The organism is Shewanella basaltis (assembly GCF_023283885.1).
In the GTDB taxonomy this organism is placed as follows: Bacteria; Pseudomonadota; Gammaproteobacteria; order Enterobacterales; family Shewanellaceae; genus Shewanella; species Shewanella basaltis.
On record NZ_JAKILA010000030.1, the window covers coordinates 1 to 14,754 of the forward strand.

Consider the following 14,754-nt stretch of genomic DNA (forward strand, 5'->3'; position numbering starts at 1 on the left):
TTGTGTTTTGAAGCACTTGGTTCAACTCACTCGGTGACTGCTTTCGCTGTCTGCCGTGTCAGTGGATGCGCATTATAGGCAGCAAAAGATTTAGTGCAACCCCTTTTTTAATAAAAAAGGATCGCTTGGCGATCTTTTCACCAAATACGATCCTTTTAGGCTTTATAAGCCTGTTAATGCTGATTTATTGAGCTTTCTCGGTGGTATTTCTGAATTGAGTTAAAAAGGCTACTGCATTTTTATCGTCCCAATCGACATAAGAGCGAACATAGGCAACTAATTCACCTTGTTCGTTTAAGATAAAAGTTGCTGGTATGGTGTCGAGCGGAAAGACATCACGTAAATCTTGTTGTGGATCAAAGTAGGAATTAAAAGCAGATAAGCCTATTTCGGCTAAAAAAGGCTTAACCATTGCTGTATCTGCATCGATTGATATCGGTAGCAAGACAAATTGATCTGCGTTGAGTGTTTGAGTTAAACGATGTAAAGCAGGCAATTCTCTTACACAAGGTGGGCACCATGTTGCCCAAAGGTTTACAATGACAACCTTGCCTTTGTAATGCTCGAAGTTAACCGGCTTACCCGTTGCATTAGTGAAATCAACTAATGCTATTGGAAATGGTTGAGGCAATATATTTATTCGATCGAGTGTTGACTGAGTAGCGGGGTTACTTTGGGCCTGCATACCTGGGTATGCAGACGCCATATTTGGCATACTTATTATTAATAGATTAGATAATATTATCGCAAGCCACTTTTTCACTTTGCTACTCCATGTTGTTATTTATTCGCCTTACTTTCTTTTAGTAGCGCATCGAGCTCTGCTTGTTGTTCTGGTGAAAGTGAATCTGCTTCAGCTGGCTGAATTCGTTGCCTACGAACGAAAATAAACCCGATAAATAATCCAAATACTAATAACCCGATTGGACCTAGCCATAAAACGTAGGTTTTAGAATCAAGTTTGGGCTTGTACAACACAAAATCACCATAACGACTCGTCATAAAGTCAATGATTTCAGCATCTGACTTGCCATTGTCTACCATTTTGTATACTTCAAGGCGTAAATCTTGTGCAACAGGTGAGTTAGAATCAACTAAATTTTGATTCTGACACTGTGGGCAACGTAATTGATGTGCAAGTGACAATGCACGTTGTTGATTCTCAGTTGTCTTAAATTCGTAAGTATCTACTGGTGTAGCCATAACGGATGCGGCAAGCAACACACTGACTAAGCAAATTAATAATTTAGTGACCATGTTCATTACGATGCTCCATCCGCTTTAGCTTCTGTTTGGAGTTGTTGGATCATTGGATATAAGGTTTGTGTCCATACCGTTTGGTCAATTGGTCCGGCATAGCGATAACGAATAATGCCATTATGATCCACAATAAAGGTTTCAGGTGCTCCGTACACACCCAGATCAAGACCTAACCGACCGTCTTTATCAAAAACATTTAGCGTGTAGGGATCACCTTCTGTATTTAGCTCTTTGATTGCTAAGGCTCGCTCATCACGATAATTGATACCATATATAGGTAATAAATTACGCTTTGATAACATCATGAGATAGGGATGTTCATACTTACACGCTGGGCACCAAGTCGCCCAAAAGTTAAGCATTGTTACTTTACCGATAAGATCTTTCTCTGTGATCATTTCAGTAGCGACTTCAAGCCGCTCAAGTTGGAAAGCCGGTAAAGGCTTTCCTTCTAAGGCAGAGTCGAGCACTTTAGGATTGAGGAATAACCCTTTATATAAAAATACGCCCATACCTAAAAATAGGACTAAAGGTATAAACAGTACAAACTTCTTCATAATGTCTCCGAGTGATTATGCGGTCGCTAATTTTGCTTTTGTTGCTTCTTGTTTTGCAACCTGCTTTACACGATAACGCTTATCAGATGCAGCAAGGAAACCACCCACCATCATAAAAATGGAACCAAACCATAACCAACGTACAAAAGGCTTATAGTTAAGACGAACAGCAAACTCAGTTAAGCTGATTGGATCACCCATTGTCACATAAAGATCGCGGAACAAGCCCCAATCAATACCGGCTTCTGTCATGTCCATTGTACGCACATTATATTGACGACGATCTGGCTTTAATAACGTAATGAACTCATCATCTTTATAAATCTCAATTTGCCCTTGTTGCGCGGTATAGTTAGGACCAACTACATTTTTGGTTTCTATGTATTTAAAGGTATAACCGGCTAATTCTTGTGAAATTCCGGGCCCCATTCTTACGCTCTTCTCTATTGAGTAGTTAGATACCATAGTTGCACCAAGCACTGAAACTGCGATACCAAAATGCGCAATAATCATACCTAGCTGGCTGCGTCCCATTCTACCAAGACTGATACCGCCTTCTTTTGGGCTCACAATGTTGTAGGCTGCGCGTAAAGTCGACAGCATAATCCAAACGGTTGCTGCTACACCACACATTACCCAAGCATTAAATGCACCGCCCACAATAAATGGAACGACTACACCAACAATTAATGAAATGATAGCCGGAACCAAAAGTTGCCTTTTAATTTCACCCGTTTTCGATTTTTTCCAGCGAATGATTGGGCCAATACCCATAAAGCCAAAGAGTACAAGCACAATAGGTACAAATACGGCATTAAAGTATGGAGGTCCAACTGAAATTTTACCCATACCTAATGCATCGATTAACAATGGATATAATGTGCCAAGTAATACAGTACCCGCTGCCACGGTGAGTAGAACATTACAAATTAATAGCATGGTTTCTTTTGATTTGAGTTCAAATCGTGCCGGGCTGCTCATTTCACTTGCACGGAATGCAAACAGCGTTAACGAGCCACCCACTGCAATACCGAGTAATAGCAAAATAAACAAACCACGACTTGGATCGGCTGCAAATGAATGCACAGATGTTAATACACCTGAACGTACAATAAAGGTGCCTAATAGACTCAACGAGAAAGCGAAGATTGAAAGCAGCACGGTCCAGTTACGAAATGCACCGCGTTTTTCTGTCACGATTAATGAGTGAACTAAAGCGGTACCCACCAGCCAAGGCATAAATGATGCGTTTTCTACTGGGTCCCAGAACCACCAGCCGCCCCAGCCTAACTCGTAGTAAGCCCACCAAGAACCCAGTGAAATACCACCGGTTAAAAAAATCCAGGCAGCTAATGTCCATGGACGACTCCATCGTGCCCATGCAGAATCAAGTCTGCCACTCATTAATGCTGCTATAGCAAACGCAAAACAAACTGAGAAACCCACATAACCCAGATACAGCATTGGAGGATGAAAAATAAGCCCAACATCTTGCAACATTGGATTTAAATCACGCCCTTCCATAGGGATTGGGAAAATTCGCTCAAATGGGCTGGATGTCAATATCATAAACAGAGTGAAGCCGACAACTATCATCGCCAGTACAGATAACACCCTCGCAGTAAATACCTCTTCTAAACCTTTACTGAACAGTGCCACTGAAGCGGCCCAGACAGACAAAGAAAAAACCCAAAACAATAATGACCCTTCATGCCCGCCCCATACAGCAGCAATTTTAAAGAAGATAGGCAATTGAGAATTTGAATGATGTGCAACGTATGCAACGGAGAAGTCATCTGTTGCAAAACTATAGGCTAAAGTAATAACCGACAACGTAATAAAGAAAAACATACCGTAAGTAAGCGGCCAAGCATAACGAACAAGATACTGATCTTTACGTGCGGAACCAAATAACGGCACGCTAGCTAACAGTAAAGCAAAAGCTAAACCGAGAATAAGCGAGAAATGTCCAAGTTCTGGAATCATGGGTATTCCTTAGTCTAAATAATTAAGCGGATCTGAATGAACAAACCACGGCAACATCAATCAATGCATCAAAACTAATATACGCACATTAGCTTAAACGAATTTTAAATCATTTTAGAGCTTGCTATGGCATCTGTCTGCCCTTTTCGTACAAAACTGGGTCTCCAGTCTCATTATGAACAATCAGCAGAGTAAAACCGATAGCGTTCTCGGCATCTGACCCAAACATGAAATTAAAGTTTCACAGAATCAACCAAACACATTCAATCTGTGAACCAGTACGCAACTCTCAGGATTTAGATTCATATCGCCCTTATATTACTATTCAATTAATAATCTTTACGTATAATCAAATTTTCAAGCACTGCGGTTTCACCGCTTTCTCAGTTAACCTAAAAGTGAATATTGACACAATGACCACATTTTGGATTTTTATTGCGCTTGTCGTACTCATCGGCCTAATCATGATTTGGGTCCCTCACTTTCGCCAACAACAGCTATTACAAGCAGAAGAAGCTGGCGTTCGTAGACAGACCAACCTTGAGCTATATGGTGAACGCATAGCCATACTTGAAAAAGAGTTACAAGATGAGCTACTGGATAAAGCCGAATTTGAAGCACTCAAGAAAGAACTGGAAATAAACTTACTTCAAGACATGAAACAAGAGGGTGATGACTCTTTAGATGTTGCCATTAAACCCAAAAGCGCTTTATGGCCTGCATTTATGACAGTATGTTTACTCGCTATTTCGGGTTATTTTTACCACCAGTTAGGTGCTTATAACGAGCTTGCTAACCCACCTCAAGCAAACAACCCGCATCAAGGCATGGACCCTGCGCAAATTATGTCGCAACGTGTGCAAATGATGGAAGCCAAAGTTCAAGCACAACCTGAAGACAGCCAAGCTTGGTTTAGTCTGGGTCATGCTTACATATCGGCAAACCAATATGATAAAGCAGCAGCAGCCTTTGACAAGGTAATGGCACTCGTTGGTACACATGCAGAATTACTCGGACCAAAAGCAACCGCACTTTATTACAAAGCAGGTCAACAAATCACGCCCGACATTCAGGCCATTATTGACCAGTCACTGGCGTTAGATCCACAAGATCCTTCAACGTTATTATTAGTCGGTATGGATGCATTTTTTACTGCTGACTACACTAAAGCCATTGATGCTTGGCAAATGATTTTAGACAGCGACCGCAACGACGTTGATCGCACCGCATTGATGAATGCCATTGAGTCGGCAAAAATGCGTATGGGTGATAGCACAAATACAATGCCAAATGACGCAAACCATAAGAGTATAGCGCCAGCCAATGCCAACACACTTGCTATTGAAGTCACTATATCTGATGCACTTGCCGACAAAGTCAGCGACACAGATGTGGTATTTATCTTTGCTCGTGCAACTCAAGGCCCTAAAGTGCCATTAGCAGCGACAAAAATTAGCGCCGCAAACCTACCTGCAACAATTACTTTAGATGACAGCACATCAATGGGCGGCGACATAAAACTCAGCTCAGTAAAAGAAGTCGAAGTGATTGCAGTTCTATCTAAAAACGGCAGTGTAAAACCACAAACGGGCGATCTGAAAGGCAGAATTGATGCTATTGCCGTTGGTGCTAACGCTAAGCTAACATTAGATACATTAGTACAATAAGCACTTATCTATCATTGCCATACATAGAGAAAAATTCGACGTGTATGGCAATGTATAAATCAGAAACAAACGTGCATAAAAAAACCGGCTATTAAGCCGGTTTTTGGTTTAGTCGAAAATTACTTAGACATAAACTCGATAGCGTTTTTGTAATCTTCGTCAGTACAGTCTGTACACATACCACCTGGTGGCATTGCATTTAAACCAGACTTAACAGAACCAACTAAGGCATCTAAACCTTTCGCTAGACGTGGTTCCCAAGCAGCAGCATCATGAACTTTTGGCGCACCGGCCACACCCATGCTGTGACATACTTGACACGCTTTATTGTAAATAGCTTCACCTTCTTGAGCAAACACATTCGCAGACAAAGTTAATGCAGCTACTGCAGTCATTGCTAACAATTTTTTCATGTTCAACGTTCCTAATTGCAAATATACAAAGCTTAACGCTGCCCTTTGATTTAGAAGGCAGACTCTTTTTAGCACAACTAGATTACTACAAATAGCAAAAAAACTCATCTTTTTGTGATAACAATCTCAGCTTAGTCTCTAAATTAAGACAATCAGGCTAGTTCAGGTAATATATTAGTAATCGTTGAAAAAGTTCAATTGGTATCGTTTTTTTTGGAACCATATCAAATTGCTAGCACTTAGTCGGAGACAAAGCTAAACCGATGAATACCTTTGTGTTAATATCTTTTCGAATTCATCCTCACGCGTAAACAAGAGGGATAAGTGACCAAGTCTACTCAATCAAAAACACTGTTAAGTGCCAACGAATTAACCTGTATCCGTGAAGAGCGCATCTTATTCGATGGACTCAGTTTTAATATCAATGCAGGTGATATCGTCCAAATTGAAGGTCCAAATGGTGCAGGCAAAACCAGTTTACTACGGATTATCGCTGGTCTATCCCGCCCATATGCAGGTGAAGTAAAATATGCTGGCGAAGATATCACTCGCTGCCGTGACGAATTTAATCATGATTTACTTTATTTGGGTCATTTAGCTGGGGTAAAGAGTGAGCTTACTGCTGAGGAAAATCTTAACTTCAATTTAAGAATCAGTGGCTATGATAACTTTGATACCACTGCATTACTGGCTAAAGTCAACCTCGCAGGATTTGAGGAAGCACTTGCTGGACACTTATCTGCAGGACAACATAGGCGCACTGCACTGGCAAGGTTACAGCACAGTAATTGTAAAATATGGATATTAGACGAGCCCTTTACCGCTATCGATAAAAAAGGGGTAGAAGCATTAGAACAACTATTTATTCTACATGCGAAATCTGGAGGATGTGTCATTTTAACAACACATCAGGATATGAGCATTATTAGTGATGACATATTACGTAAAATCACTCTCGACTATCGCTTCGTATAAGGTATCTGAATGAAACGAGGAATAAGCTATACCAAAGCATTTACAACGCTATTGCAGCGTGATTTGCGTATTGCTATACGTCATCGTGGCGACATTTTTAATCCATTATTGTTTTTTATTTTAGTCGTAACGCTTTTTCCATTGGGGATTGGGCCAGAGCCACAAGTATTAACTCGAGTCGCTCCCGGTATCATTTGGGTGGCAGCACTATTAGCCTCCATGCTATCACTAGAGCGTTTATTTAAAGCTGACTATAACGATGGCAGCTTGGAACAAATGTTGCTAAGCCCGCAACCACTTGTGATTCTGGTATTAGCAAAAGTCTTCGCCCATTGGATTTTAACTGGTGTGCCATTAATTTTGGTCGCACCACTACTAGCCGTTTTATTGCACTTAGATAGCAATAGTTATGTTGCTCTCATGGCAACACTGGCGCTCGGAACGCCTGTTTTATCGTTGCTTGGTGCAATTGGTGTTGCCTTAACCGTCGGCCTTAGAAAAGGCGGTGTGTTGTTAAGTTTGTTGATTTTACCTTTATACATTCCGGTGTTAATTTTTGCGACCAGCGCAATTGACTCGGCAAGTATAAATTTACCTTACAGCGGCCAACTTGCAATTATTGGCGCGATGTTAATTGGATCATTAATTATGGCGCCTTTTGCAATCGGCGCATCATTAAGAGTGAGTACAAACTAAATGTGGAAATGGCTAAACTCATACGCTGATCCTGAGCGTTCTTATAAACTTGCAGGAACTCTTTTGCCTTGGTTTGTTTGTCTGGCAATTGCATTAATTGGCGTCGGAACGACATGGGGTCTTTTGTTTGCACCGATGGATTATCAACAAGGTGATAGTTTCAGAATTATCTATATCCATGTTCCAGCAGCCTCAATGTCAATGGCCGCATACATGGGAATGGCAACTGCGTCATTCATTGGGATCGTCTGGCAAATAAAAGCCGCTGACTGGGCTGCGGCCTCTATAGCACCTATTGGTGCTGTGATTACGTTTATTGCGCTATTTACAGGTGCGGCATGGGGAAAACCCATGTGGGGCACTTGGTGGGTATGGGATGCACGATTGACCTCTGAGCTGGTGCTACTATTTTTATACTTAGGCGTTATCGCTCTGTACGCCTCATTTGAAGATAAAGTGTTGGCTGCAAGAGCTGCTGGAATCTTGGCAATCGTCGGTGTGGTCAACATTCCAATTATTAAATATTCAGTAGATTGGTGGAGCAGCTTACATCAACCAGCAACAATTAAAATCACTGAAAAATCAACAATGACTGGTGATATGCTATACCCACTTATCATCAATATTTTTGGTTTCGGCATGATGATTGGCGCTATAACACTGGTCAGGTTTAGGGCTGAAGTGTTGGCGCGTAACGGCATGCGCCCTTGGGTAAGAGCATTGGCAACGCAAGAGGTGTCTAAATAATGCAATTTGAATCAATTAATGACTTTTTAAACATGGGTGGTTATGCCTTCTACGTTTGGTTAGCTTATGGGGTGACGTTTACCAGTTTAACCATGTTAATCATCTTAAGTGCACGTAGAAAACGCAAAGTGTTAACAGAAATTGCGAGCAAAATGGCTCGAGAAGAAAAGCTGAAAGAATCGAGAGGTAATAAACTGTGAACCCAAGAAGAAAGAAGCGTCTAACATTAGCCGTCGCACTGATTGCTGGCGTTGCGGCGGTGGCGTCATTATTATTATATGCATTAAATTCGAACTTGAATTTATTCTATACACCTTATGAAATCGTCAATGGAAAAAACGATACTGGCGTTAAGCCTGAAATCGGCCAACGAATTCGAGTTGGTGGTATGGTAACAATGGGATCAATGAAACGTGATCCTAATAGCTTGCATGTCGAGTTTGCCGTTCACGATTCTGCCGGAGGGGAAATTACGGTAACCTATGACGACCTTTTACCAGATTTATTCCGTGAAGGACAAGGCATAGTAGCACAGGGCGTATTAGTTGAATCTGGCAAGTTAGAAGCAAGTGAAGTACTTGCAAAACATGACGAGAACTATATGCCGCCAGAAGTAGCTGAAGCTATGGGCCAAAAGCACGAAAAGTTAGATTATCCTGAACAAAAGTCGACTGAAGGCTATCAATACTAATATCGCAAGCACAGAGATTACCACTGAATGCCAATCTTTTGATTGGCATTTTTATATCTGCTTGTCTGCTTGTCTGCTTGTCTGCAAAAATAAAATAAAGTACCAATAATTAGTGAACAACCTAGGCTATAAAGCTAAGCGTGCAACCTAAAAATAGACCACATTCAAATAAGAGGTGGTATAAAAGCTAAGGTCTATTGATCTTTAAAGGTTTTTTCTGCGGCAAATTGTTGGCCATTACTAATCCCAACCAGAAATAAGTGAACAGAATTAGCGTAAAAACTTGTCAAGGACAAGGCAGAAATTGCAGCAAGATAGATGTTCTACTGTCAAAATGTCTAACGAAGTGATAGGCGATGTTAATACCATTGCGCATTAATCAGTGACCACTCAGAATGCGTCCAGCACATTTTGATTAAGGCGTTATGCAGTAATGGTTGCTCCCTTTGAAATAGCGAGAACGTAGAGTAAAAGCGGCTGGGGCATACTTTTGTCGCGAGTGTTAAACATAAGCGATAAGACAGAGCATCGAGGTGTCAGTATTCTACATAAACATCGACTACATAGTATAAATGGCCAACAAACGCTACCTGAAAGGTTCAACTAAAAACATATATAAAAAAACCGAGCCTAGGCTCGGTTTTTAATTAAGTAATTAAAAATTACTCAGCAGCTTCTACTTCTACAGCTTCAGCAGCTTCAGGGCGTCCTACTAACTCGATGTAAGCCATTGGGGCTTTATCACCGGCACGTAGACCGCACTTAAGAATACGGGTGTAACCACCAGGACGTTCCTGGAAGCGTGGACCCAATTCAGTAAATAACTTACCTACAACTTCAGCGTCGCGGGTACGAGCGAAAGCTAAACGGCGATTTGCAACGCTGTCTACTTTAGCAAGTGTTATTAGAGGCTCAACAACGCGACGCAGTTCTTTCGCTTTAACAGTAGTTGTCTTGATAATCTCATGACGAACTATTGAACAAGCCATGTTACGGAACATAGCTTGACGATGACTGCTGTTGCGGTTTAGTTGACGACCACTCTTACGATGGCGCATGACCTAATCCTTATAACCTAAATCTGTACTAACCTGAGACTTATAGGTCGTCTGCTAAACTAGCCGGTGGCCAGTTTTCAAGACGCATACCTAACGACAGTCCGCGAGATGCTAAAACGTCCTTGATTTCAGTAAGAGATTTCTTACCTAAATTAGGGGTCTTAAGTAACTCAACTTCAGTGCGTTGTACCAGATCTCCGATGTAATGAATCGCTTCGGCTTTTAAACAGTTTGCCGAACGTACAGTTAGCTCTAAATCGTCGACAGGACGCAGCAAAATCGGATCAAACTCCGGTTTCTCTTCTACAACAGCCTGCTCAGTTACATCACGAAGTTCAACAAACGCATCTAGCTGTTCAGCTAAAATGGTTGCAGAACGACGAATGGCTTCCTCAGGATCAATAGTACCGTTAGTGGTCATATCAATCACAAGTTTATCTAAGTCAGTACGCTGTTCTACGCGAGCAGCTTCTACATTGTATGCAATGCGAGCTACAGGCGAAAATGAAGCATCAACCAACAGGCGACCAATTGGGCGATCGTCGTCTTCGGTTTGTGCACGAGCCGAAGCAGGCACATAACCACGACCACGCTCAACGCGGATACGCATGCTGATATCATTGTTACCAGTCAAGTGACAGATAACATGATCAGGATTCATAATGGTAACATCACCATCATGTGTGATATCTGCTGCTGTAACAGGGCCTGTGCCGGACTTGCTTAATGTAAGCAAAGCCTCGTCTTTACCCTCGATAGTCACTGCTAATCCCTTAAGATTAAGCAATATCTCAAGGATATCTTCTTGTACGCCTTCCTTACTGCTGTACTCATGCAGTACGCCGTCAATTTCGACTTCAGTAACTGCACAGCCTGGCATAGACGACAATAGGATGCGACGCAACGCGTTACCTAAGGTATGGCCAAAACCACGTTCGAGTGGCTCTAGTGTAACTTTGGCGCGAGTTGAATTAACCTGCTCAATATCAACGAGACGCGGTTTAAGAAATTCTGTAACAGAACCCTGCATTGTGTCCTCTCTTGTTTGTTAGCTTTACTTAGAGTAAAGCTCGACGATCAGCTGTTCGTTAATATCCGCAGACAAATCGCTACGTTCTGGAATACGCTTGAAAGCACCTTCCATTTTCGCACTGTCGACTTCTACCCATGTAGGCTTTTCGCGTTGACCAGCCACTTCTAAAGCCGCTTTGATACGAGCTTGAGTACGAGACTTTTCACGGATGCTTACAACATCATTCGCAGACACTTTGAATGACGGAATGTTAACAACACGACCGTTAACCATAACAGATTTATGGCTTACTAGCTGACGTGATTCTGCACGTGTAGCACCAAAACCCATACGATAAACTACGTTATCTAGGCGGACTTCTAAAAGTTGTAATAGGTTTTCACCAGTATTACCTTTTAGACGTGCAGCTTCTTTGTAGTAGTTACGGAATTGCTTTTCTAGCACACCGTAAATACGACGAACTTTTTGTTTCTCGCGTAGCTGTAAACCGTACTCAGACAAACGTGGCTTACGAGCGCCATGTTGTCCTGGTGCAGCTTCAAGCTTACACTTCGAATCGATTGCTCTCACACCGCTTTTTAGGAAAAGGTCTGTACCTTCTCTGCGGCTGAGCTTGAGCTTAGGACCCAAGTATCTTGCCATGATCTTTCTCCAACTATCCTATATACGCAGTGTTATACACGACGTTTTTTAGGTGGACGACATCCATTATGAGGGATAGGCGTCACATCGGTAATGTTAGTAATTTTATAACCAACAGCGTTCAGCGCACGAATGGCTGACTCACGACCTGGACCTGGACCCTTCACGAAAACTTCAAGGTTTTTAACACCGTAGTCTTGAGCGGCAATACCTGCACGCTCTGCAGCAACCTGTGCAGCGAATGGTGTTGATTTACGTGAACCACGGAAACCAGAACCACCTGAGGTAGCCCATGACAACGCATTACCTTGACGATCTGTAATGGTGACAATTGTGTTGTTGAAAGATGCATGGATATGAGCCATGCCATCTGCAACCTGTTTACGTACGCGCTTACGCGGAGAACGTGACGGAACTTTAGCCATTTTGGTTTACCTTCCCGTTACTTTCTTATTGGTTTACGTGGACCTTTACGCGTACGCGCATTGGTCTTAGTACGTTGCCCACGAAGAGGCAGGCTACGACGATGGCGGAGACCACGATAACAACCAAGGTCCATAAGACGCTTGATGTTCATTGAAATCTCACGACGCAAGTCACCTTCTACGGTGTATTTGGCGACTTCCTCGCGTAGGATATCTATTTGAGCTTCGCTCAATTCCTTGATCTTAGCATCTTCAGCAATTGAAGTAGATGCGCAGATTGCTCTAGCGCGTGTACGTCCAATACCAAAAATAGCAGTCAATGCAATGACTGTATGCTTTTGATCAGGAATGTTAATGCCAGCGATACGGGCCACTATGCACTCCTTAAAGTTAAAGGCCATCTGCGAAAAGCCCGAAAGGATACTCGACAGACAACAAATTTGCAAACAATATTTTTGGTCAGCCCATTATTGAGCTGACCAAACTTCTTTCTTAGCCTTGACGCTGTTTGTGTTTTGGTTCAACACAGATAACGCGCACAACGCCACTACGCTTGACGATCTTGCAATTACGGCAGATCTTCTTCACGGAAGCTCGAACTTTCATTTCATCACTCCGTCAAAGTAATCTTATTTACCAAAGCGATCTAAGTTTGCTTTGTTAACAAGATTAGCTTTCTTCATCACAGACTCATACTGATGAGACATCATATGGGTCTGAACCTGAGCCATGAAGTCCATGATTACGACTACTATAATGAGTAGTGAAGTACCGCCAAAATAGAACTGTACTTTCCACGTAATTAACATGAACTCCGGAATTAAGCAGATAAAAGTAATATATAACGCACCCGCTAAGGTTAAACGTGTCATAACTTTATCTATGTAACGCGAAGTCTGTTCTCCGGGACGGATCCCAGGAATGAATGCACCACTCTTTTTCAAATTATCTGCTGTTTCACGTGGATTGAAAACCAACGCAGTATAGAAGAAACAGAAAAAGATGATTGCTGTCGCGTACAATAATGAATACAGCGGTTGTCCAGGTGACACAGCCAAAGCGAAATCGCTTAACCATGACATGGACTCATTTTGACCAAACCACTGAGCCAGTGTGCCTGGGAACAAAATTATGCTGGATGCAAAAATTGGTGGAATCACACCTGCCATGTTCACTTTTAATGGTAAGTGGGTGCTTTGCGCTGCAAAAACCTTACGGCCTTGTTGACGTTTAGCGTAGTTAACGACAATACGACGTTGACCACGTTCCACAAATACCACCAAATAAGTTACTGCAAATACGATAACCGCGAGCAACAGTAGTACCAATACATTCATGTCACCTTGACGAGCTTGCTCGGCTGTAGAGCCGATAGCCGACGGTAGACCAGCAACGATACCTGCGAAAATTAATATCGAAATACCGTTACCAATACCGCGTTCGGTAATTTGTTCACCTAGCCACATTAGGAACATCGTTCCCGTCACTAAACTCACAACAGCAACAAAGTAAAAACCAAACCCTGGATTGGCCACAAGACCAGGCATTAGATTTGGTAAACCCGTTGCAATACCGACAGACTGCAATGTACCCAACACAAGTGTGCCATATCGAGTATATTGACTGATTTTTTTACGCCCTGACTCGCCTTCTTTTTTCAATTCAGCAAGTGCAGGATGCACAACAGTCAATAACTGCATGATAATCGACGCCGAAATATACGGCATGATACCTAATGCAAAGATAGAGGCACGCTCTAAAGCACCACCCGAAAACATGTTAAACATGCCAAGGATGGTATCTTTTTGCTGAGCAAAAAGCTCTGCTAATACAGCTGCGTCAATACCAGGAATTGGCACGAACGAACCGGCTCTAAAGACGATAATCGCACCAATCACGAACAGAAGGCGGGTTTTCAATTCTGATAAACCACCTTTCGCGCTTTTTAAATCAAGTCCTGGTTTTGCCATCGACGTATTATTCCTCGATCTTGCCACCGGCAGCTTCAATAGCCGCACGAGCACCTTTGGTTACCTTCAGACCTTTTACGGTCACTGGGCGGTCAATGGTACCTGAAAGAACGATTTTCGCAAACTGGATGTTGCGAGTAATTACGTTCGCATCTTTCAGTGCATTCAAATCGACAACATCACCGTTAACTTTTGCTAGTTCGAGTAAACGAACTTCAGCTGATACCAAAGCGCGACGCGAGGTAAAACCAAACTTAGGTAGACGGATCTTAAGTGGCATTTGACCACCTTCGAAACCAGGGCGAACACCGCCGCCTGAACGAGACTTCTGACCTTTATGGCCGCGACCCGCTGTTTTACCTAAACCTGAACCAATACCACGGCCTACACGCTTAGGAGCAGATTTAGAACCTGCTGCTGGAGATAGAGTATTTAGACGCATTATCTTATTCCTCCACCGAAACCATGTAGTACACCTTATTGATCATACCGCGAACAGAAGGAGTATCTTCTAATTCAACAGTGTGGCCAATACGACGCAGACCTAAACCGGTTAGGGTCGCACGGTGTTTTGGTAAACGACCGATGCTGCTTTTAGTCTGTGTTACTTTTAAAGTTTTAGTAGCCATGGTGC

The 14,754-nt window shown here is 42.4% G+C and carries 20 protein-coding genes; 6 read left to right on the plus strand and 14 right to left on the minus strand.

Annotated elements, in window-relative coordinates:
* Positions 1–184 precede the first annotated feature (184 nt).
* From L2703_RS17290 to L2703_RS17305, 4 genes are all read right to left on the minus strand, one after another.
* Positions 185–715: a TlpA family protein disulfide reductase gene (locus L2703_RS17290; protein ID WP_428848670.1), complete on the minus strand. Its 531-nt coding sequence runs from the start codon at positions 713–715 to the stop codon at positions 185–187.
* Positions 716–780: 65 nt separating this feature from the next.
* Positions 781–1,263 (minus strand): heme lyase NrfEFG subunit NrfF, encoded by a 483-nt coding sequence (gene nrfF / locus L2703_RS17295; protein WP_248972311.1) that lies wholly within the window; start codon positions 1,261–1,263, stop codon positions 781–783.
* Positions 1,263–1,817, minus strand: a complete 555-nt coding sequence (locus L2703_RS17300; RefSeq protein WP_248972312.1) for a DsbE family thiol:disulfide interchange protein — start codon at positions 1,815–1,817, stop codon at positions 1,263–1,265. Before L2703_RS17300 ends, nrfF begins: the two co-directional genes overlap by 1 nt.
* 15 nt (positions 1,818–1,832) lie before the next feature.
* On the minus strand, positions 1,833–3,803 hold the full coding sequence (locus L2703_RS17305; protein WP_248972313.1) for a heme lyase CcmF/NrfE family subunit: 1,971 nt from the start codon (positions 3,801–3,803) through the stop codon (positions 1,833–1,835).
* A gap of 413 nt (positions 3,804–4,216) precedes the next feature.
* Here L2703_RS17305 and ccmI point away from each other — a divergent pair, with 413 nt between their 5' ends.
* A complete protein-coding gene (gene ccmI / locus L2703_RS17310) occupies positions 4,217–5,470 on the plus strand; it encodes a c-type cytochrome biogenesis protein CcmI (RefSeq protein ID WP_248972314.1) in 1,254 nt (417 codons plus the stop codon).
* A gap of 119 nt (positions 5,471–5,589) precedes the next feature.
* Here the strand turns inward: ccmI and L2703_RS17315 are convergent, their stop codons facing one another.
* Positions 5,590–5,883 (minus strand): c-type cytochrome, encoded by a 294-nt coding sequence (locus L2703_RS17315; protein WP_248972315.1) that lies wholly within the window; start codon positions 5,881–5,883, stop codon positions 5,590–5,592.
* A 324-nt stretch (positions 5,884–6,207) separates the two neighbouring features.
* On the opposite strand from L2703_RS17315, the gene ccmA reads away from it, so the two are divergent.
* From ccmA to ccmE, 5 genes are read left to right on the plus strand one after another with little or no spacing between them, the layout of a single operon-like run.
* Positions 6,208–6,858: a cytochrome c biogenesis heme-transporting ATPase CcmA gene (ccmA, locus tag L2703_RS17320; RefSeq protein ID WP_248972316.1), complete on the plus strand. Its 651-nt coding sequence runs from the start codon at positions 6,208–6,210 to the stop codon at positions 6,856–6,858.
* Positions 6,859–6,867: 9 nt separating this feature from the next.
* Complete coding sequence (ccmB, locus tag L2703_RS17325) at positions 6,868–7,554, plus strand: heme exporter protein CcmB (RefSeq protein WP_248972317.1); 687 nt, start codon at positions 6,868–6,870, stop codon at positions 7,552–7,554.
* On the plus strand, positions 7,555–8,301 hold the full coding sequence (locus L2703_RS17330) for a heme ABC transporter permease (protein WP_248972318.1): 747 nt from the start codon (positions 7,555–7,557) through the stop codon (positions 8,299–8,301).
* Positions 8,301–8,501, plus strand: coding sequence for a heme exporter protein CcmD (ccmD, locus tag L2703_RS17335; protein WP_248972319.1), 201 nt, complete (start codon positions 8,301–8,303; stop codon positions 8,499–8,501). The genes L2703_RS17330 and ccmD overlap by 1 nt, the downstream gene beginning before the upstream one ends.
* The gene (gene ccmE, locus L2703_RS17340; RefSeq protein WP_248972320.1) at positions 8,498–8,992 is read left to right on the plus strand and encodes a cytochrome c maturation protein CcmE; all 495 of its coding nucleotides are present in this window, start codon (positions 8,498–8,500) and stop codon (positions 8,990–8,992) included. The genes ccmD and ccmE overlap by 4 nt, the downstream gene beginning before the upstream one ends.
* A 662-nt stretch (positions 8,993–9,654) precedes the next feature.
* On the opposite strand, the gene rplQ is transcribed toward ccmE, so the two are convergent.
* The 9 genes from rplQ to rpmD all read right to left on the minus strand — a co-directional run bounded on the left by rplQ (position 9,655) and on the right by rpmD (position 14,749).
* The gene (gene rplQ / locus L2703_RS17345; RefSeq protein ID WP_160056416.1) at positions 9,655–10,050 is read right to left on the minus strand and encodes a 50S ribosomal protein L17; all 396 of its coding nucleotides are present in this window, start codon (positions 10,048–10,050) and stop codon (positions 9,655–9,657) included.
* Between the two features lie 40 nt (positions 10,051–10,090).
* Complete coding sequence (locus tag L2703_RS17350; protein WP_160056417.1) at positions 10,091–11,080, minus strand: DNA-directed RNA polymerase subunit alpha; 990 nt, start codon at positions 11,078–11,080, stop codon at positions 10,091–10,093.
* A 24-nt stretch (positions 11,081–11,104) separates the two neighbouring features.
* Positions 11,105–11,725: a 30S ribosomal protein S4 gene (gene rpsD / locus L2703_RS17355; protein ID WP_248972321.1), complete on the minus strand. Its 621-nt coding sequence runs from the start codon at positions 11,723–11,725 to the stop codon at positions 11,105–11,107.
* A 32-nt stretch (positions 11,726–11,757) separates the two neighbouring features.
* Positions 11,758–12,150, minus strand: a complete 393-nt coding sequence (rpsK, locus tag L2703_RS17360; protein ID WP_011635661.1) for a 30S ribosomal protein S11 — start codon at positions 12,148–12,150, stop codon at positions 11,758–11,760.
* A 17-nt stretch (positions 12,151–12,167) separates the two neighbouring features.
* Positions 12,168–12,524: a 30S ribosomal protein S13 gene (gene rpsM / locus L2703_RS17365; protein ID WP_011635660.1), complete on the minus strand. Its 357-nt coding sequence runs from the start codon at positions 12,522–12,524 to the stop codon at positions 12,168–12,170.
* A 118-nt stretch (positions 12,525–12,642) separates the two neighbouring features.
* Positions 12,643–12,756 (minus strand): 50S ribosomal protein L36, encoded by a 114-nt coding sequence (gene rpmJ, locus L2703_RS17370; RefSeq protein WP_006083579.1) that lies wholly within the window; start codon positions 12,754–12,756, stop codon positions 12,643–12,645.
* A 23-nt stretch (positions 12,757–12,779) separates the two neighbouring features.
* Positions 12,780–14,120, minus strand: a complete 1,341-nt coding sequence (gene secY / locus L2703_RS17375) for a preprotein translocase subunit SecY (protein ID WP_248972322.1) — start codon at positions 14,118–14,120, stop codon at positions 12,780–12,782.
* Positions 14,121–14,127: 7 nt separating this feature from the next.
* The gene (gene rplO / locus L2703_RS17380) at positions 14,128–14,562 is read right to left on the minus strand and encodes a 50S ribosomal protein L15 (protein WP_188740694.1); all 435 of its coding nucleotides are present in this window, start codon (positions 14,560–14,562) and stop codon (positions 14,128–14,130) included.
* Between the two features lie 4 nt (positions 14,563–14,566).
* Positions 14,567–14,749 carry a 50S ribosomal protein L30 gene (rpmD, locus tag L2703_RS17385; RefSeq protein ID WP_188740695.1) on the minus strand — a complete coding sequence of 61 codons (183 nt, stop codon included), beginning with the start codon at positions 14,747–14,749 and terminating at the stop codon, positions 14,567–14,569.
* Between the last annotated feature and the right edge of the window lie 5 nt (positions 14,750–14,754).